We start from the raw sequence: 17,246 nt of genomic DNA on the forward strand, positions 1-17,246 counted from the left end.
CCGGGACGGCTACTCGCCGGCGTCGCTCTCTCGAAGCGCCGCCAGCTCCGCGCGGGTGTTGACGTTCGTCGTCGCCTCGGCCAGCGGCGCGTCGACCGCATCGGCCGCGACCCGCTCGACGGCCAGCCCGTCGAGCAGCCCCATCAGCGCGTCGCCGGGCGAGCGGTCCGCCAGCGCGCCGGCGAGCGTCGAGCGCCGGTAGAGCGCGTGCAGCGGCTGGTCGTACCCGTCGACGACCGGGACGACGGCGTCGGCTCGGTCGCCGCTCGCGGCGGCTTCAGCGAGTCGCGCGCGCAACGCGTCGATGCTCCCGGGCGAGACCAGCGGCATGTCGCAGGCGCAGGCGAACAGCCAGGGCGCGTCGGTCGCCGCGGCGGCGGCCGCCAGTCCCGCCAGCGGCCCCGACAGCGAGGGGTCGTCCCGGACCGGCTCGACCGGCCGGTCGCCCAGCGCGTCGCGCAGCCGGTCGGCCTGCTCGTCGGTCGCAACCGAGAGCAGCGGCGGCCCCTCCGTCGCCGCGGCGACGGCGTCGGCGGCGCGGGCGACGAGCGGTCGCCCCTCGTAGGTCGCCAGCGCCTTGTCCGCGTCGCCGAAGCGGGTGCTCCGGCCGCCGGCGAGGACGACGCCGCGGACGCGCGGACCCTCGTGGTCGCTCATCACCGCTACGTCGGTCGGCCCCGGGTATGTGACTGTCCATCGGGAGCGGCCGGGCCCGTAGCGACGCCGGGCCCGAACCGGTGACGCGGAATTTACAAGCCGTCGGGCCGCCGAGTACGGGTATGCAGGTCCTGGGGATCGTCGGGCCGTCGGACTCGGGCAAGACGACGCTGGTCGAGCGCCTCGCGGACCGGCTCGCCGACCGCGGACGCGTCGCGACCGTCAAACACCTGAAGACCGAGCCGACCGTCGACACCGAGGGGAAAGACACCGCCCGCCACCGCGCCGCCGGCGCCGACGCCACCTACGGGATCACCGACGACGCCGGCTGGTTCGCCACCGGGGCGGAGCGGTCGCTGACCGGGACCCTCGACGAGCTGGCCGCCGACTGCGACTACTGTCTCGTCGAGGGGTACAGCGACCGGCCGCTCCCGACGGTCGCGCTCGGCGGCCGCGGCCACGCCGGCGAGACCGTGGCGACGGCCGCCGACGCTGACGCGGTCGACCTCGACTCGGTGATCGCGGCCCTCGACGACCTGGAACCGTACGAGTCGCTCGGGTCGCTCGTGGCCGAGGTGAAGCGCTCGCCCGACGCCCGCTACGCGGGCGCAATCGCGACGTTCACCGGCCGGGTCCGCGCGCAGGACGGCCCCGACGACGAGCCCACCGAACACCTGGAGTTCGAGAAGTACGACGGCGTCGCCGAGGAGCGGACGGCCGCCATCCGCGAGGAGCTCGAAGCGCGCGACGGGGTGCTGGAGGTCCGCATGCACCACCGCACCGGCGTCGTCGAGGCCGGCGAGGACATCGTCTTTGTCGTCGTCCTCGCGGGCCACCGCCGCGAGGCCTTCGAGACCGTCGAGGACGGCATCGACCGGCTGAAGGACGAGGTGCCGCTGTTCAAGAAGGAGGTCACCGTCGACGACACCTTCTGGTCCCACGAGCGGCCCGACCGGTGAGCGGCGGCCGCGACCGCGGCCGACGTACTCGGGCGTGACGCTTTTTGAACGCGGCCGCGTACGCCGAGAGGATGGAGAGTCGCCCTTCGCCGTCGGACCCGGGTGAGTCGGTGTTCGAGGTCGAGTTCACGATCCGCGACACGAAATACCCGTTCGTGGGCGCCTCGGAGGCGGAGGCGTGCAGGTTCGAACTCGCGGAGATGGTTCCACGGCAGGACGGGGAGTACGCGGAGTTTTTCGACGTGGCGGGGACCGACGCCCGGCGGATCGCCGAGGGGGCCGAGGAGTTCGAGACGCTGGAGGCCAGAGTCATCGAGGAGTGGGACCGCGGCGGCCTCGTCGAGTTCGTGGTCGACGGGGACTGCCCGGCCATGGCGCTGGCCGAGCGGGGCGCGCTCCCGCGGGAGGTCCGGAGCGCGGACGGGAGCGGACGCATCAGGGCCGAGATCCCGCCGCCGTACGACCCGGGCGAGGTCGTCGACTCGTTCCTCGACGCCGTCCCGGAGGCCGACCTGGCCGCCAAGCGCCGGATCGACTCCCTGACGCCGCTGTTCTCCGACGCCTGCCTCCGGGAGGCGCTGCACACCCACCTCACGGACAGGCAACGCGAGGTGCTCCGGACGGCGCTGGAGGCGGGGTACTACGAGTGGCCCCGCGAGGCCACCGGCGAGGAGGTCGCCGAGGGCCTGGGCATCTCCTCGGCGACGTTCTCCGAACACGTCCACGCCGCCGAACGCAAACTGTTCGCCGCGATGTTCGACGCGGCCGACCGGTGACCGGTCCCCGAGCGCGGGCGAGCGAGCGTCCCGAAGCGGTGAGTCAGCGAGCCCCGTTCTCGCGGCGGGCGGCGGTCACGCGGCCGTCGCCGGTGACGGTCACGTCGCAGGACTCGTAGCGGAACCGGAGGTGTCCCGCCGGGGGATCGGCGCCGCGGTCCGGCGACACGACGCGCTCCAGCGCCTCCGTGTCGAGCGCACTGTACAGCGGGTCCAGGTCGAGGGGGTCCCGTCCCGTCTCCGCCCCGACCGCCTCGACTATCGCCGAGAGGAGCGTGCGGTCACCGTCGTGCCGCGTCGTAGTGCTGTCCGAATCTGTGTTCGCCGGGTCTGTCTGGTACATAGTGAGAGAAGTCCCTCGCTACCGCAACCAGAGCGGATAACCGCAAAAGCCCGGTCCCTACAGTTCGAGGGTGTGCCGTCGTCGGCGCCGGCCGGCGGGCGGGCTCAGCAGTGCGGTTCCCACCGCTGGACGGTGACCGACTCGCCGGCCGCGACGCCCTCGACGCTCTCGGGGACGACCACCCAGCCGTCGGCCGCGGCGACGGAGGAGAGCGCGCCCGCGCCGCCCCGCACCGGTTCGACGGTCCCCTCGCCCGTCTCCCGGACGCGCACGAACGACCGCACGCCGACCTCGCTCGCGATCTTCCGGTCGAGCGCCGCCTCGAACTCGGGGAACGGCTCGGGCTCGAACCCCCCGGCGCGGGCGACCGCGGGGCGCAACAGCTGGACGGCGGTCACGAGACAGGAGACGGGATAGCCCGGCAGCGTCAGTACCGGCGTGTCGTCGACGACGCCGTAGCCGACGGGGTGGCCCGGTTTGAGCGCGACGCCGTGGCCGAGCACCTCGCCCAGGTCGGCCACCACGTCGGCGATCAGATCCCGCTCGCCCACCGAGGAGCCGCCGGTCGTGACGACGATGTCGTGGTCGGTGTCGCGCTCGACCGCCGCGCGAAGCGCGGCCTCGTTGTCGCCCACGATGTCGCGGTAGGTGGCGTCGCCGCCCCAGCGCTCGACCAGCCGCGAGACGGTCAGTCCGTTGGTCTCGGTGGTCTCGCCGTAGCCGGGGTCGAACTCGACCAGTTCCTCGCCCGTCGGGACGACGCTCACGGTCGGTCGCTCGCGGACGGACACCGAGCGGTGGCCGCCGGCCTTCAGCAGTCCCAGGTCCGAGGGGCGCAGCCGCCGGCCGGCTTCGAACAGCCGGTCGCCGGTTTCCACGTCCTCGCCGGCGGGCGCGACGTTCTCGCCGGGGGCGACCGCTGCGAACACCTCGACCCGCTCGCCGCGGGCCTCCGTCTCCTCGACCCTGACGACGGCGTCGGCGCCGTCGGGCACCGGACTCCCCGTGTGGACGTAGCGGGCCCGTCGGGCGCCCACGTCGCCGTCCGTCCCGTCGAGGACCGCCGGCGAGCGGTCGCCGGCGTCGTGGGTGTCGGTCGCGCGGACGGCGTACCCGTCCATCGCCGCGCGGTCGAACCCCGGCACGTCGCGGGTCGCGTCGACCGGCTCGGCGAGCGCCCGGCCGTCCGCCTCGGGGACGGGGACCGACTCGGCGGCGGTCGGCGAGTCGACGACCGACAGCAGCTGTTCGCGCGCGGCGGCCAGCCGAGTTACCTCCGTGAAGCCCTCGTGTCCCATCACCGGCGGTTCGGCGGCCGGGACAAAAAGCCGTCCGGGACCGCTCTGGTCGCCCGCCGGAACCTCGCAGCAGCTACCGCATCGGCGCGGCGACTACCGCTTCGGCGCGGCGACTACCGCATCGACGCGGCGTCGACCACGAGGCTCCGGTCGACGGAGATCCACGTCGACATCCGCTCGACGCCGGTCGCGTCGGGCGGGTGGACGGTACACCGGTCGGGCCGGTCGGCGTACCGAACGAGCGCGAGTTCCAGCGCCGGCGGGTCCGCGGGGCCCGGCTGACCGGGGTCGATCGACGGGGCTCGGGGCTCGGAGACGGCGTCGTCCGCTGACTGGGGTCGTCCCGACATCGTGTTGCTCACTCGAAGGGTGCCCCCTGGGCCACAAGAGGGCTGCTATGAACTCACAATAGCGCAACGTACCGGGCAAGAGCGGACGCGAACCGACCGGACGGACCGTACCCGCTTCGCCGCCCGACTACGGCCTGACCGTGCGGAGCACCCACGTCTCGGGGTTCAACTGCTCGACCTCGAAGGGGTCGAGATCGCCTGGGCCGTCGGCCTCGGCCGACAGCGAGGCGAGGAACGAACGGACCGGCGTCGGGTCGCGGTCGGAGACGAGGACCAGTTCCTCACCCCGTTCGGTCGCATCGAACGCCTCGCGGACGCGGTCGTGGCGCGCGTCGGCCTCCACGCCGCGCAGGTCGGCGGCTTCGTCCGGTACGTCGACCGACCACACCTCCTCGACGCGCTCGTGGGCGTCCTCGCCGAGCTGTTGCATCTGCTCGGGTAACTCGCCGGGGCGGGGCGTCGCCTGGACGCTCGGGTCGAAGTCCAGTTCGGCGAGGATGGGCGCGTCGAGCCCCTCCAGCGGCTCGCCGTGCTCGAAGAGGTCGTGCTCGTCGCCGCAGGTCGGGCAGGTGAACCCGGCCATGTTGACGGCGACGCCGAGGACCGGCACGTCGTTCTCCTCGAAGAGGTCCAGCGAGCGGGCGGTGTCCGTGACGGCGGCGTGGAAGGGAGTGGTGACGAAGACGACGCCGTCGAGGTGGACCTCCTGGAGCGTGGTGAGGACCACGTCGCCGGTCCCCGGCGGGAGGTCGACCACGAGGGTGTCCAGGTCGCCCCAGGCGGTGTCCTCGAACAGCTCCGAGAGGGCGTCGTGGGCCATCGCGCCCCGCCAGGCCAGCGGCGCGCCCGACTCCATGAGCCCGACGCTCATCACGTCGAGGTCGCCGGCCCCGACCGGCAGGGGGTTGCCGTCGTCGTCGGAGTAGACCGGCCCCGAGACCTCCAGCACCTCGGGGACGTTCGGGCCGTGGATGTCGGCGTCGAACAGCCCCACGTCCAGGCCCGCGCCGGCCATCGCGCAGGCGATATGCGTTGCCACGGTCGTCTTGCCGACGCCGCCCTTCGCGCTGGCGACGGCGATCACCCGGTCCACGTCGGCGAGGCCGGTCGAACGGTCCTCGTCGGCGGCGTGGGCCGTCTCGCGCTCGATGTGGGCGTGTTCGACCCCCGGCACGTCGGAGACGGCCTGGAGCATCGCGCTCGTCACCTGCTCGCCCTCCTGGGGCCGGAAGTCGTTCAGGTCGGCGACGACCGTGACCGCGCTCGCCGAGACCGCGATGTCGGAGACGAGGCCGGCCTCGAACACGTCCTTGCCCGCGTCGGGGTCCCGGACCTGCCGGAGCGCGGCCTCGACCTCCTCTCTCAGGTCGTCTTCGGTCGATTCGTCGTCGGTACCGTCCGTTTCGGCGTGTGCGTCGGCGTCAGTGTGTTCGGACATGATAGGGTGGACAGCGAGGGGAACGTCAGAGGTCGGGCTGGCGATTCAGGTGGTCCTCGCCCGGGAGGGTGGTGTCGCCGCGGTCGAGCGCCCCGGTGAACTGCCGGCGGAACCGGCCGGGGTCGGCCTCCAGCGCCCGCGCGGCCGTGCCGCGGACGATCCGCGGTTCGGACTCGTCGTCGGCCGTCTCGGCCAGGACCTCGCGGGCGCGGTCGTCGTCGACGCCCGCCAGGAGGTGGACGGCCCACTCGCGGACGCGCTCGCTCTCGTCGTCGGCGGCGTCCAGCAGCGGTTCCAGCGCGCCCTCGCCGCGGCGTTTGAACACCGAGACCAGCGCGTTGCGCCGGACCGCGTGGTGGTCGGCGTCGAGCGCCTCCTCGATGCGGTCGGCGTAGGCCTCGCGGTCGATGCGGTCCAGCGCGACGACCGCCTCGGCGCGGACCCACGGATCGTCGTCCGCCGTCATTTCGAGAGCGGCGGGCCCCGCGCGTTCGCCGCCGAGTTTCGCCAGCGCCTCGACGGCGAACTGGCGCACGTCGGCGTCGTCGTCCTCCAGCCCGGCGGTGATCAGCGCCTCGACGATGGCCGGGTCGTGGTCCTCCTCGGCGAGCGCGAGCGCCGCCCGCTGGCGCTCGACCGCGTCGCCGGTCGCGAGCCGTTCGAGCTTCTCCTGCGCCGTCTCGCTGGCGATGAGAGACGTGTCGGCCGCCGACAGCTCCCGGGGCGTCGCCTCGCCGATCGTCACATCCTCGCGGCTCACCTCGATGTCCTCGAGGCCGGCGTGGTCGACGTCGAACCCGGGGCTCTGCTCGGGGTGGACCCGGGGGTCCGTCGGCCCGTCCGTGGCCTCCTCGGGGTCACGCATCGGCGACACCTCCCGTCGTCTCTCGGGCCACCGGGCCGGCTGGCGCCCACTCGCGGACCAGCACGACGAGTCCGAGCGCGAACGCGACGGCGCGGGGGAGCGTCGCCGGGACGCCAGCGGTCAGCAGCAGCGCCGCGGCGACCGCGGGGCCGAACGCCCGCCGGCGCGCGTCGGCGACGACGGTCGCGACTGCGCCGCCGATCCCCAGCGCGAGCAGCGACAGGGGAACCGTCCCGGCGTCGAACGCGACGAGCGCGACGGCACCGGCGACGAACGGCGCCGACGCCGCGGCGACGACGACCGCGAACGCGGTGACCGCCCACAGCCCGAGGTCGACGACTCCGTCGAGCCGACGAGCCAGCGGGAGCGCGGCAAGCGTCGCGAAGGCGACGGCGGCGCCCGCCGGCCGGAGCGTCGTCGTCCCGAACCCCGCGGAGGCCGCGAGCGACCACGCGAGCGCGAGCGTGCCGAGCGCGGCGACCGCCCCGGGACGCGCGACCGGCGCGAGCGCGGCCCGGAGTGAGTCCACTGCGCCGACCCGGGCGTGCGCTCGCTCGCGGAGTCCGACGACGAGGGCGGCGCCGGTCCCGGCGAGGACCGCGGCGGCCGCCGGGAGCCACGCGGCGGCGTCGACCGCCCCCACGAGCCCGAAGACGCCCACGGCCGCCAGCGCGACCCGCTCGGCGCGGGCGTCGACCCCGACGGCGAGTCCCAGGGCCGCCAGCGCCGGGACGACCGCCGCGAGCGCCGTCACGGTCGGGGCCGCGGCCCGCCCGACCGGCGGGAGGCCCCCGGGCGCGTTCCGGAGGAGCCGCACGACCAGGACGCCGGCGGTCGGGACGAGCGCGGCGGCCCCGAGTAGTGCCGCCGGCGAGCCGGGGATCCCGCCGGCGAGCCGCTCGCGGGCGTCGGACGGGGCGGTTCGGTCCCCGGAGCCGGCGGTCGAGTCGCCGGCGTTCGCGGTCGGCCGGCTCACGGCTCGCCCTCCCCCTCCAGCCGGTCGGCCAGGTCTTCGGTGTCGGCGGCGACCAGCCGCCGGCAGAAGGCGGCGAGTTCGCCGTAGTAGCCCGTCCCGGGTTCGCCGGCGAGCGCCTCGTCGACCCCCTCCGCGAGCACGGCGAGGTGGCGGTCGAGGAAGTCCAGCCGCGCGCGGGCGGCGTCCGGGTCGACCGCCGCCTCGCGCCGACAGAGGTAGCCGGCGAACTCCAGCTCCAGCCGGTAGTGGTCGTGGTTCTCCCGCCGCTGCTCGTCGACCTCGACGCCGAAGTAGTCGTACGCGCGAGCGAGGTCGAGGTTCACGTCGTTCCACGACGCCTCCGGGCGGTAGCCCGACTCGTACAGCGACACGTCCGGCCCCTCGGCGTCGATGGTGCCGTCGGTGCGGTCCTCGACGGTGGTCTGGCCGAGCACGAACAGGTCGTTGAACCGGGCGCAGACCGTCTCGCGGTCGTCGTCGGTGGTGAGGGCGGGGGGCTCGACGTCGAGGGCCGTCCGGTCGAGCAGCCGCCGACACTCCCGGTCGAGCGCGCCGGACGCGAGCGCCTCGTGCAACTGTTCGTCCGGTTCCGTCATCGCGCGGGCGGCCAGCGCGTACAGCGCGCCCCGCGCCGCCGCGTCGCGGTCGGCGTCGGTCGGGGGGTCGTCGTCGACCGCCGCGTGGTCGCGCTCGGGGGCGTCCTCCGCGTCCGCGGCCCCCTGGTCGGCGGGTTCGGCGTCGCTCACGCGGCCTCACCCCGCGTTCGGCGGACGCCCTCGATGGTCACGACGGTCGCGAACAGGATCGCCAGCCCGGCGACCGTCCACAGGATGGTCTCGTAGGGCGGCCCCTGCGGGCCCGGCCCCATGGCGAGGTACTTCCACTCGCTGACGGACTTGCGGCCGGCCCGCTCGTCGTAGGAGCCGTTCCAGACCGCGACCGCCACGTCCACGTCCTGCTCGCCGGACAGGTCGGTCCGGTTGCCCGCCATCTCGGCCTCGCGGGTGAACGCGACGTGCCACTCGCCGTCCTCGTGGACGGCCTGGGCGTCGACGGCGGACCGCTCGAACGACGTGGTCGTGCCGGCGCCGCCCGCGAGCAGTTCCTCCGTGGTCCCGGTCCCGCTCCAGTACCAGACGTTCACGCGGTTGCTCGTCCCGCCCATGGCGATGGGCGGGCGGGCGCTCTCGTTCTCGGGGAGCTGGACGGCGACGGCGTCGGCGAACTCGCGGAGCCCCGAGGCGTTGCGGTCGGCCGTCGCGTCCGGCCAGGAGACCCGGACGAACACGTGCGAGCCGTTGGTCGCCGTCCGGACCTGCGCCTCCCGGACGGAGACGTTGCTCGCCTCGGGCAGCCCGCTCGGCGCGCTCGCCAGCGCGAGCTCCACGCTCGGCACGGCCGTCCACGACTCGGCGGTCGGGTCCGTCGCGTTCGCGCCCACGTCGCCGACCGGTACCTCGTTGGCCGGCCGCGCGCTCGACAGCGTCGGCAACACGGCCGCGCCGACGACCGCGAGGACGACCAGCGCGGCGACGCCGACCCAGGAGCGGTCCGGCGCGGTCCGCTCGCACCCCTCAGTCATCGTCGAACACCTCCAGCCGGTACTGCTGTGCGGGGTTCTTGTCCTGGAGTATCTCCATGAGTTCGCTGTCCTCGCCGCGGCGCGTCCGGTCGCGGTGGCGCTCGATCGTATCGAGGGCCTGGTTCACCCGGTCGCCGAACAGCTCTTCGAGGTACTCCCGCGGGATGCGGTCGACGCCCTGGATGCTCTCGCCGTCCTCGGAGTGCTGTGGCGGGGCGTAGGGCGGGATGTAGTAGACGTTCGGCACGGTCTCGAACTCCGGGTGGAGCGGCAGCGCCACCTCGTACTCCTCGACGAGCTTGTAGATGGGGCCGTCCTCGTCGTCGAGGTAGCCCACCAGCCGCAGCTGGGGCGGGCACTCCTCCGCGCAGGCGGTCGCGTGGACCTCGTCGTCCGGCCCCTCGCCCTCGATGCGCGGGTAGCAGAAGATGCACTTCTCCGATTTCTTCTTCGCCGCGTTGTAGTACACCTTCTTGTAGGGACAGCCCTCGACGCAGTAGCGGTAGCCCCGACACCGCTCCTGGTCGACGAGGACGATGCCGTCCTCCTCGCGCTTGTACAGCGCCTGCCGCGGGCAGGCCTCCACGCAGGAGGGGTGGGTGCAGTGGTTGCAGATCCGCGGGAGGTAGAAGTAGTAGCTGTTGGGGTACTCGCCGGCCCCCTCGTCCTCGTCCCAGTTGGGGCCCCACTCGGGGTCGACGTTCTGCGGGCGCAGCGGCTCGTCGCTGCCGTCGTACATGATCTCCGAGTGGTTGAACTCCCAGTCGCCGCCGTAGCGCTCCTTGGCGGGGATCTCTCCGGGCTCGCGCTCGCTGTGCTCGTCGGACTGCCAGCCACCGCCGGAGTCCTCCCAGTCTTTGGGGTAACCGTCGCCGGGCTTGGTCTCGACGTTGTTCCAGTACATGTAGTCCCGGCCGCCGCCCTCGGTCCAGAGGGTCTTGCACGCGACCGTGCAGGTCTGGCAGCCGATGCACTTGTTGAGGTCCATCACCATCGCGACCTGGTGGTCGACCCCGTCCGCGATGTCGATGTGCGTGTCCTCGCTCTGGGCGTCGTCGGTGCTCACGAGCCGTCACCTCCCGCGTCGGCGGCCGGGTCTCCCGGTTGAGATCCGCCGTCCGCCAGCCGCAGGTCCGCCTGTTCTCCTTCACTGTCGCTCTCGGACGACCCGTCGCCCTCGCCCTGGTCGACCGGCCGCACGTCGACGCGCACGTCGGAGTTGACGCCCGTCGGCCCCCAGTAGTTGGGGAAGAAATAGAGGTGTTCGCCGGTGTCTTCGGGGTACTGGACGAGCTGGGTCGGCTTCATGTACATCGGGACGAGCGTGTTGAAGTTGTCCCGGTCCGGGTACTGGAACTTCTCCCAGGAGAAGAAGTGCCGGACCGTCCCGGGCTCGCTGGACGGGTAGATCTTCGCCTGCACCTCGACGCTGCCGAGGTCGTTGAACACCTCCACCGTGTCGCCGTCCTCGATGCCCCGCTCGGCGGCGTCCTGGGGGTTGAGGAACACGGTGGGTTCGCCCCGCTGGAGGTTGAGCATCGTCTCGTTGTCGCGCCACGTCGAGTGGATCGACCACCGGCTGTGGGGCGTGTTGTACGACAGCGGGTAGCTCCCGCCGGTGTTGGCCGGTCCCTCCTTGTGGGTGGGGAGCTCCTCGCCGAGTTCGAGGAACCAGTCGTGGTCGACGTAGTACTGCTGGCGGCCGGTGAAGGTCGGCCAGGGCTCCTTGTCCTGGACGTAGTTCTTCCAGGGGGTGTACGCCTCGCCGTCCTCGATGTCCGAGGTCCAGTGGCTCCCCGCCTCGAGGAACCGCTGGGGCTGGTCGATGGTGTCGTCGAGCGTGATCTGCTCGTCGGTTCCCTCGGGATTCGACTCCTCGGAGTGTTCGAGGATGTACTCGCAGGCCGCCCGGTCCTCCGCCAGGGCCCCCTCCTCGCCGGTCTGCCAGTCGCGCACGTAGTCGTCGTAGATCGACTGCAGGTCGATCTCGCGGTCGAACTGACGGTCGTCGATGGGTTCGACGCCCCGTTCGGTGGCGACCTCCTGGATCTTCTCGGCGAGGTCGCGGAAGATCTGCCAGTCGGTCTTCGCCTCGCCCAGCGGCTCGACCGCGGGCGTGAACGGGTGGACGTAGCTGTGCATGTCCGTCATGTTCAGGTCGTACTTCTCGTAGTGGCTCGCGGCGGGGAGGACGATGTCCGAGTACAGCGCCGTCGAATCCATCCGGAAGTTGATGTCCACCACCAGGTCGAGCTTCGGCCACAGCTCCTCCTCGACGGCGACGTTACCCTTGGCCTGGTTGAAGTAGTTGCCCCGCCAGACGAACATGGTCGAGGGGTCGGGTCGCGAGCCGTCCTCCCGTTCCTCGGGGTAGACCGGCATCCACCCCTTGTCGATGGACTCGCGGATCTTCTCGGCGGTGTCCTCGTCGGTGTTGTCGAGGATGCCCGCGTGGAAGTAGGTCCACAGCGTCGTCGGGACGCCCCGGACCGACCCGGTCGGGAAGGAGAGGGTCTGCCAGCCCTTGAACGTCCAGATCTTCTCCTGGCCGACGTAGTGGTCGAGGCCGGTGCCCTGCTCGCCGAGGTTGCCGGTCAGGGTGACGAGCAGCTGGATCGCGCGGTTGCCCAGGTCGTTGTGGTACCAGTCGTTGACGCCCTTGCCGTGGATGATCTTCGCCCTGTCGGCCTCGGCGAACTCGCGGGCGATGCGCTGGTAGGTCTCCTCGCCGACGGTCGTCTCCTCGGTCACGAACTCCGGCGTGTACTCCGCGAACTCGTCGCGGAGATTGTCCCACACGGAGCGCACGGCGACGCTGTCGGCGTCGGCGCCCTCGGCCAGGTCGACCGACCGCTCGACCGACAGCTGGGGGTCGAAGTCGAGTTCGATGCTCGACTCGGGGTCGTTCTGGCCGTCGCGGTCGCCGAGCGACCCGGGCGCCATCCGCAGATTCCCGTCGGAATCGACCATCACGAACGTCTTCTCCGGGCGGTCGGCGTCCTCGCCGACCCCCGGCACCTCGCTCGCCCGCAGGAACTTCCCGGTGTCCTCGCGGACGAGCAGCGGCATGTCGGTCTGTTCCTTGAGGTGTTGTTCGTCGTGGAGGCCCTCCTCGACGATGGTCTGTGCCATCCCGAGCGCGAGCGCGGTGTCGGTGCCGCCCTGCGGCGAGAGCCACTCGTCGGTGTGGATGGCGGTCTGGGAGTAGTCGGTGAAGATACCGACGCGCTTGGTCCCGTTGTAGCCGGCGTCGAGGAAGAACTTCGCGTCGGGGATGCGGGTGACGTTGATGTTCGACCCCCAGGCGATGATGTAGTCGGCGTTGTACCAGTCGGCGCTCTCGGCGTTGTCCGTCTGGGTGCCCCAGGTGATCGGCTGGCCCGGCGGCAGGTCCGAGTACCAGTCGTAGAAGCTGTGGGAGACGCCGCCGAGCAGGTTGACCAGCCGAGAGCCGGAGGCGAACGAGACGGGGCTCATCGCCGGGATCGGCGTGAACCCCGAGATGGCGTCGTAGCGGCCGGCCTCGACCTCGTCGACGACGTGTTCGGCGATCTCGGTCAGCGCCTCGTCCCAGGAGATGCGCTGCCACTTGCCCTCGCCGCGCTCGCCGGTGCGGCGCATCGGGTACTTGATGCGCTGGTCGGCGTTGACGTAGTCGGTGTAGCAGGCGCCCTTCTGGCAGCCCCGCGGGTTGGGGTCGGGCAGGCTCTCGTCGAAGTTCGGGTAGTCCCCGGCCTGCTCCTCGCGCCAGACCTGGCCGTTCTTGACGTACACCTCCCACGAACAGGACCCGGTGCAGTTGACCGAGTGGGTCGAGCGGTGTTTGGAGTCCCAGTCCCACTCCTCGCGGTACAGGTCCTCCCACTCCCGGTAGGGGTAGTCGCCGATGGGGTCGTTGACGACCTGCAGCCGGGTCATCTGGAGGAAGTCCTGGGCGAGGCCGGTCTGGGAGGCCCCCGCGCCGGCGACGCCCGCCGCGCCGACGCCCTTCAGGAAGTCCCGGCGGGAGACGTCCACGTCGGCGCCCCCGTCGGTCGCGGCCGCGTCGCTGTCGGTCGGTTCGCGCTCGGTGCCAGTCGGCTCCGCCTCGGTCGTGTCTTGGTCGGTCATGTGGGGTTCGTCGGTCATTGCTTCGTGATCAGCACGGTCGCGAGCCCGCAGGCGACGCCGGCCGCCGCCAGCGCGATCCCGGCGAACGTGTCGCCGCCGACCTCCAGGCCGGCCGCGACCAGCGCGACGCCCGCGAGTTTCGTGACTCTGTCCAGCCAGCGGTACCGCCGCGCCGACAGCGCGACGGCGGGGCCGTCGTCGCTCATCGTTCGCCCTCCCCGGCGTCACCGTCGTCGGGCGCGTCGCCGCCGTCGGGCCGGGCCTCCCCGCCGTCGGCGATCTCGGCGTCCGGTTCGGGATCCCCGCCGCCGCCGGAGGGATCGTCGCCGAACCCGCCGAGCGTCGCGTAGGTGATCAGCCCGGAGACGATCGGGACGCCGACGAGCGCGCCGATCAGCAGCGGCTTGATGGCGGCCGTGGAGGTCCCGAGCACGTCGGCGACGATCACGTCCATGCCGGCGATGGAGGCGACCATGATGAACGTGACGCCGGCGATCCCGACGGCCGTCTGCCACGGTCGCTCGATCGGGTCCGCGGTGAAGTGGACCGGGTCGTCGTGGTAGTCGACGAACGGCCAGAGGGCGACGGCTCCGAACACCAGCCCCGGCAGCAGGAGACCGCCGACGAACTCCGAGCTGACGTGGACGCCGAGCACGTCGAAACTCATCCACGAGGGGACGAGCTTCAGGAACCCGTAGCCCCACATCAGGAACCAGTCGGGCATGATGAGCGCCGGGGTCGACGCCGGGTCGTTCGGGCCGTACTCGGCGATGTTGTGGACCGGCAGGAAGCCGGCCAGCAGCGACAGCGCCGCCAAGGTCAGGAAGAAGACGACGGCGCTGACCGCGGCCTGGTTGGGGAACGCCGGCAGGCCCACGACGACGCTGTCGTCGTCGCGGTCAACGCGCTCGCGGTCGGCGCCGTCGACGGCGTTCACGTCGCCGTCCCGGCCCGCCTCGGTGTGTTTCTGCCGCACGAGGATCACCATGTGGACGGCGATCAGCCCCGCGATGACCAGCGGTATCACGAACACGTGCAGGAAGTAGAACCGGGGTATCGTGGCGCTGGAGGGGAACTCCCCGCCGAAGACGAGCTTGCCGAGCAGGTCGCCGACCAGCGGCACCGACAGCGCGACGTTGTAGCCGATGCCGACGGCGGTGCTGGCGAACTCGTCGAACGGGAGGGCGTAGCCGGTGTAGGCCGCGAACATCGACATCCCGGCCAGCCCGGTGCCGACGAGCCAGTTGGGCTCGCGCGGGTTGCGGTAGGCCCCGGTGAAGAACACCCTGAGCATGTGCAGGGCCATCGAGGCGACGAACAGGTGGGCCGCCCAGTGGTGCATCCGGCGGATGAGCATCCCGAACGGCACGTCGTAGGTGATGTTGAGGACGCTCACGAACGCCTCGGGCATCTCCTCGCCCTGGTACTGGGCGACGCTGCCCTCGTACTCGACATCGGAGGTCGACGGCTCGAAGAAGAACCCGAGGAAGCTGCCGGTCAACACGAGGATCAGGAAGCAAAACAGCGCGACCTCGCCGAGCAGGAAGGAGTCCTCGGCGGGGAAGGCCTTCCCCAGCAGCGACTGGTCCTCGTCCAGGTCGAGGCGGGCGTCGGCCCAGCCGTACGCGCGGTAGAGGGGGTCGAGACGGCTCATTCCCCACCTCCGGGGCCGACCGCTCCCTCGAAGTCACCGGTCGCGACCAGGTACCCCTCGCTCGACAGCGTGATGGGCAACTGCGGGAGCGCCCGGCCCGGCGGGCCGCCCGTGACGGCCGCGCCCGACAGCGGGTCGAACCGCCCGGAGTGGCAGGGACAGACCAGCGTCTGCCCGTCGCGGTTGGCCACCATACAGCCCGCGTGCGTGCAGACCTTCGAGTAGGCGGCGTAGCCGCCGACCGTCGCCTCCATGCGGGTCCCGCCGCCGTAGGCGTCCTCGGCGAACCGGACCAGCAGCGTCGGCGCGCGGTCGATGCCCGGGCGCGGCTCCGGGAACACCGTCAGCTGCTCGCCCTCGCTCAGGCGTCCTTCCTGGATGCGCTGGCCGTCGGCGTCGACCAGCGGCACGCCGTCGGAGTAGACGGGGCCGGTGTAGCTCCGCTCGAAGACGCGGGTCAGGCTGGCCAGCGGCGCGGCCAGACTGCCAAGCGCGGTCAGCCCGCCGACCGTCGCCAGCGCCTTCGCGTAGTCGCGCCGTTCCATCTCCGCGCGGGCGTCGCCCCAGAACTCCTGGTAGATGCTCGGCTCGGCGTCCGTCCCGCCGCCGCAGGAACTGCACTCCTCGCGCTCGCCGCCGGCCGCGTCGGCCCCCGGGTAGCTCCGCGTCAGGTCAACGTCGTCCAGATCCGGTCGGGTCTCGTCGGTCATCAGTGGTCCCTCCGTTCGGCGACTTCGACGTGCGGCATGAACCAGGCGTAGTAGGAGACGGTCAGCCCGGTCAGCGACATGAACATCCCGAACGCGTAGATGCCGAAGTACTGCGTGCGCGCCAGCGTGAGGTACTCGCCGGTGAACAGCGCGGCGAAGACGATGGTCAGCACCGTCAGCCCGCCCATCGCGACGAGGCCCTCGATGGCGTCGCTGGCGTCGTGGTACGTGACGACCCAGCGGTCGTCGGTCTCGATCCACGGGAACGTGACGACCCCGCCGTCCGAGCGGGGGTCCGACGGGGCGTCGCTCGCGACGCCGCCGTCGGCTACCGCCGTCGACTCGCCCCCGCCGGGCCGGGCCAGCCGGTCCATGAACCGGTGGAAGAAGGCGAGCACGCCCAGCAGAGCCAGCAGCGCCACCCAGACGATCACGCCGACCTGGCTGGGCGAGAGCTTCGTCGGCGTGTCGATCGGCCCCTCCAGCGGCCGGATCTCGCTGACGCTGTGGTCGATCGCTATCTCCTCCGACGGCGGTTCGCCCTGTATCGCGACGAACCACATCGGGAGCAACACGGCCAGCACCACCAGCACGATGACGAGCGTCCTGGAGCGCATTGTCAAACCCTCACACGGATTTGCATTAAATGTTTGTTCGAGTTTATAACCGTTCTACAGGTGACGGCGTCGCGGGCGGCGGGTCTCCCCGTCACGCCGACCCCTCCAGCAGCGAGTCGAGCACCTTCGACTGGGCCGACGCGAGGTGTTCGGCGAACGTCGACGGGGAGATGTCGAGTCGGTCGGCGACCTCGGTGGCGTTGGCCGACCGGGGCCGCTCGAAGTAGCCCATCTCCATGGCCGTCTCGAGCACCTCCTGCTGGCGGTCGGTGAGCCGCCCGCGGTCGACGAGGACCATGTCGTCGTCCTCGCCGTCGCCCGTCCGGGCCAGCCGGTCGATCCGGACCGAGCCGTAGGCCTCGTCGAGTTCGTCGACCGCCGCCCTGACCGTCTCCACGTCCGTCGCGTGGAAACTCAGCCGCAGGGTCCCCCGCGAGGCGCTCACGTCCGTCACCGGCGTCCCGAGCGCCTCGACGGCCTCGCAGATACAGTCCTCGCCCTCGCGAGTGAACCGCACCCGCTCCGAGCGGTCGGTCTCGAAGACCACCGAGGCGTCCTCGGGGAGGTCGGCCTCGTCGGCGTCGCCCACGAGGTCGAACTCCTCGACCGTCCCCTCGCCGTCGCCGGCCGAACTCCACCGCGCCGAGCGGGCGATGGTGTCGCCGCCGGTCGCCGCCGCCACGGGACACGAGCCCGCGGCCTCCACGGCGAGTCTCACCTGGATGCCGCCTGTCGATTCGACTCCCATGTGCGGGGAGAGTGGACCCGCCCCAAAGAACCCCGTTCGCCGCTCTCAGGTTCCGGGAACCCCGCTCGAATATGTTCGACTCACTTATCCCGGACGGCGGTCGGGACGGGGAGAGAGCCCCCGATCCCCGGCCGTCGACCGTGGGAGTACTTAAAGAGCCGCA

General features: G+C 72.0%; 18 protein-coding genes. 2 read left to right on the top strand and 16 right to left on the bottom strand.

The genetic code is table 11. The features are described 5' to 3' along the window. Nucleotides 1–9: 9 nt before the first annotated feature. Complete coding sequence (mobA, locus tag E3328_RS07705) at nt 10–657, bottom strand: molybdenum cofactor guanylyltransferase (protein WP_135364000.1); 648 nt, start codon at nt 655–657, stop codon at nt 10–12. 122 nt (nt 658–779) lie between these two features. Here mobA and E3328_RS07710 point away from each other — a divergent pair, with 122 nt between their 5' ends. Together E3328_RS07710 and E3328_RS07715 are read left to right on the top strand one after the other, a co-directional pair. Beyond that, the gene (locus E3328_RS07710; RefSeq protein WP_135364001.1) at nt 780–1,616 is read left to right on the top strand and encodes a molybdopterin synthase; all 837 of its coding nucleotides are present in this window, start codon (nt 780–782) and stop codon (nt 1,614–1,616) included. A gap of 71 nt (nt 1,617–1,687) precedes the next feature. Beyond that, the gene (locus E3328_RS07715) at nt 1,688–2,392 is read left to right on the top strand and encodes a helix-turn-helix domain-containing protein (protein ID WP_135364002.1); all 705 of its coding nucleotides are present in this window, start codon (nt 1,688–1,690) and stop codon (nt 2,390–2,392) included. 43 nt (nt 2,393–2,435) lie between these two features. Here the strand turns inward: E3328_RS07715 and E3328_RS07720 are convergent, their stop codons facing one another. From E3328_RS07720 to E3328_RS07790, 15 genes are all read right to left on the bottom strand, one after another. Beyond that, complete coding sequence (locus E3328_RS07720) at nt 2,436–2,735, bottom strand: HalOD1 output domain-containing protein (protein ID WP_135364003.1); 300 nt, start codon at nt 2,733–2,735, stop codon at nt 2,436–2,438. Between the two features lie 104 nt (nt 2,736–2,839). Further along, nucleotides 2,840–4,033: a molybdopterin molybdotransferase MoeA gene (locus E3328_RS07725; protein WP_135364004.1), complete on the bottom strand. Its 1,194-nt coding sequence runs from the start codon at nt 4,031–4,033 to the stop codon at nt 2,840–2,842. A 113-nt stretch (nt 4,034–4,146) separates the two neighbouring features. Beyond that, the gene (locus tag E3328_RS07730; protein ID WP_135364005.1) at nt 4,147–4,383 is read right to left on the bottom strand and encodes a DUF7511 domain-containing protein; all 237 of its coding nucleotides are present in this window, start codon (nt 4,381–4,383) and stop codon (nt 4,147–4,149) included. 127 nt (nt 4,384–4,510) lie between these two features. Further along, the gene (locus tag E3328_RS07735) at nt 4,511–5,821 is read right to left on the bottom strand and encodes a P-loop NTPase (protein WP_135364006.1); all 1,311 of its coding nucleotides are present in this window, start codon (nt 5,819–5,821) and stop codon (nt 4,511–4,513) included. A gap of 25 nt (nt 5,822–5,846) precedes the next feature. Next, on the bottom strand, nt 5,847–6,686 hold the full coding sequence (locus E3328_RS07740) for a HEAT repeat domain-containing protein (RefSeq protein WP_135364007.1): 840 nt from the start codon (nt 6,684–6,686) through the stop codon (nt 5,847–5,849). Next, the gene (locus tag E3328_RS07745) at nt 6,679–7,662 is read right to left on the bottom strand and encodes a DUF8068 family protein (protein ID WP_135364008.1); all 984 of its coding nucleotides are present in this window, start codon (nt 7,660–7,662) and stop codon (nt 6,679–6,681) included. Before E3328_RS07745 ends, E3328_RS07740 begins: the two co-directional genes overlap by 8 nt. Then, on the bottom strand, nt 7,659–8,408 hold the full coding sequence (locus E3328_RS07750) for a molecular chaperone TorD family protein (protein WP_135364009.1): 750 nt from the start codon (nt 8,406–8,408) through the stop codon (nt 7,659–7,661). The genes E3328_RS07745 and E3328_RS07750 overlap by 4 nt, the downstream gene beginning before the upstream one ends. Next, complete coding sequence (locus E3328_RS07755; RefSeq protein ID WP_135364010.1) at nt 8,405–9,244, bottom strand: ethylbenzene dehydrogenase-related protein; 840 nt, start codon at nt 9,242–9,244, stop codon at nt 8,405–8,407. Before E3328_RS07755 ends, E3328_RS07750 begins: the two co-directional genes overlap by 4 nt. Beyond that, nucleotides 9,237–10,310 carry a nitrate reductase subunit beta gene (gene narH / locus E3328_RS07760; protein WP_135364011.1) on the bottom strand — a complete coding sequence of 358 codons (1,074 nt, stop codon included), beginning with the start codon at nt 10,308–10,310 and terminating at the stop codon, nt 9,237–9,239. Before narH ends, E3328_RS07755 begins: the two co-directional genes overlap by 8 nt. Then, nucleotides 10,307–13,354 carry a nitrate reductase subunit alpha gene (locus E3328_RS07765; RefSeq protein WP_246022931.1) on the bottom strand — a complete coding sequence of 1,016 codons (3,048 nt, stop codon included), beginning with the start codon at nt 13,352–13,354 and terminating at the stop codon, nt 10,307–10,309. Before E3328_RS07765 ends, narH begins: the two co-directional genes overlap by 4 nt. Nucleotides 13,355–13,368: 14 nt before the next feature. Continuing rightward, nucleotides 13,369–13,560: a DUF8120 family protein gene (locus tag E3328_RS07770; RefSeq protein WP_135364012.1), complete on the bottom strand. Its 192-nt coding sequence runs from the start codon at nt 13,558–13,560 to the stop codon at nt 13,369–13,371. Beyond that, nucleotides 13,557–15,008: a cytochrome b gene (locus E3328_RS07775; protein WP_135364013.1), complete on the bottom strand. Its 1,452-nt coding sequence runs from the start codon at nt 15,006–15,008 to the stop codon at nt 13,557–13,559. The genes E3328_RS07770 and E3328_RS07775 overlap by 4 nt, the downstream gene beginning before the upstream one ends. Continuing rightward, the gene (locus E3328_RS07780; protein WP_135364014.1) at nt 15,005–15,718 is read right to left on the bottom strand and encodes a QcrA and Rieske domain-containing protein; all 714 of its coding nucleotides are present in this window, start codon (nt 15,716–15,718) and stop codon (nt 15,005–15,007) included. Before E3328_RS07780 ends, E3328_RS07775 begins: the two co-directional genes overlap by 4 nt. Then, on the bottom strand, nt 15,718–16,335 hold the full coding sequence (locus E3328_RS07785) for a hypothetical protein (protein ID WP_135364015.1): 618 nt from the start codon (nt 16,333–16,335) through the stop codon (nt 15,718–15,720). The genes E3328_RS07780 and E3328_RS07785 overlap by 1 nt, the downstream gene beginning before the upstream one ends. A gap of 91 nt (nt 16,336–16,426) precedes the next feature. Next, nucleotides 16,427–17,083 (bottom strand): helix-turn-helix domain-containing protein, encoded by a 657-nt coding sequence (locus tag E3328_RS07790; protein WP_135364016.1) that lies wholly within the window; start codon nt 17,081–17,083, stop codon nt 16,427–16,429. Nucleotides 17,084–17,246 lie beyond the last annotated feature (163 nt).

Origin of the sequence: Halosimplex halophilum (genome assembly GCF_004698125.1) — an archaeon.
Classification (GTDB): domain Archaea; phylum Halobacteriota; class Halobacteria; order Halobacteriales; family Haloarculaceae; genus Halosimplex; species Halosimplex halophilum.

Excerpts from the sequence above, each read along its gene's own strand:
- mobA (WP_135364000.1), bottom strand. The coding sequence starts at position 657 with ATGAGCGACCACGAGGGTCCGCGCGTCCGCGGCGTCGTCCTCGCCGGC.
- E3328_RS07755 (WP_135364010.1), bottom strand. The coding sequence starts at position 9,244 with ATGACTGAGGGGTGCGAGCGGACCGCGCCGGACCGCTCCTGGGTCGGC.
- E3328_RS07710 (WP_135364001.1), top strand. The coding sequence starts at position 780 with ATGCAGGTCCTGGGGATCGTCGGGCCGTCGGACTCGGGCAAGACGACG.
- E3328_RS07740 (WP_135364007.1), bottom strand. The coding sequence starts at position 6,686 with ATGCGTGACCCCGAGGAGGCCACGGACGGGCCGACGGACCCCCGGGTC.
- E3328_RS07780 (WP_135364014.1), bottom strand. The coding sequence starts at position 15,718 with ATGACCGACGAGACCCGACCGGATCTGGACGACGTTGACCTGACGCGG.
- E3328_RS07725 (WP_135364004.1), bottom strand. The coding sequence starts at position 4,033 with ATGGGACACGAGGGCTTCACGGAGGTAACTCGGCTGGCCGCCGCGCGC.
- E3328_RS07770 (WP_135364012.1), bottom strand. The coding sequence starts at position 13,560 with ATGAGCGACGACGGCCCCGCCGTCGCGCTGTCGGCGCGGCGGTACCGC.
- E3328_RS07790 (WP_135364016.1), bottom strand. The coding sequence starts at position 17,083 with ATGGGAGTCGAATCGACAGGCGGCATCCAGGTGAGACTCGCCGTGGAG.
- E3328_RS07715 (WP_135364002.1), top strand. The coding sequence starts at position 1,688 with ATGGAGAGTCGCCCTTCGCCGTCGGACCCGGGTGAGTCGGTGTTCGAG.
- E3328_RS07765 (WP_246022931.1), bottom strand. The coding sequence starts at position 13,354 with ATGACCGACCAAGACACGACCGAGGCGGAGCCGACTGGCACCGAGCGC.
- E3328_RS07730 (WP_135364005.1), bottom strand. The coding sequence starts at position 4,383 with ATGTCGGGACGACCCCAGTCAGCGGACGACGCCGTCTCCGAGCCCCGA.
- E3328_RS07720 (WP_135364003.1), bottom strand. The coding sequence starts at position 2,735 with ATGTACCAGACAGACCCGGCGAACACAGATTCGGACAGCACTACGACG.
- E3328_RS07735 (WP_135364006.1), bottom strand. The coding sequence starts at position 5,821 with ATGTCCGAACACACTGACGCCGACGCACACGCCGAAACGGACGGTACC.
- E3328_RS07785 (WP_135364015.1), bottom strand. The coding sequence starts at position 16,335 with ATGCGCTCCAGGACGCTCGTCATCGTGCTGGTGGTGCTGGCCGTGTTG.
- E3328_RS07775 (WP_135364013.1), bottom strand. The coding sequence starts at position 15,008 with ATGAGCCGTCTCGACCCCCTCTACCGCGCGTACGGCTGGGCCGACGCC.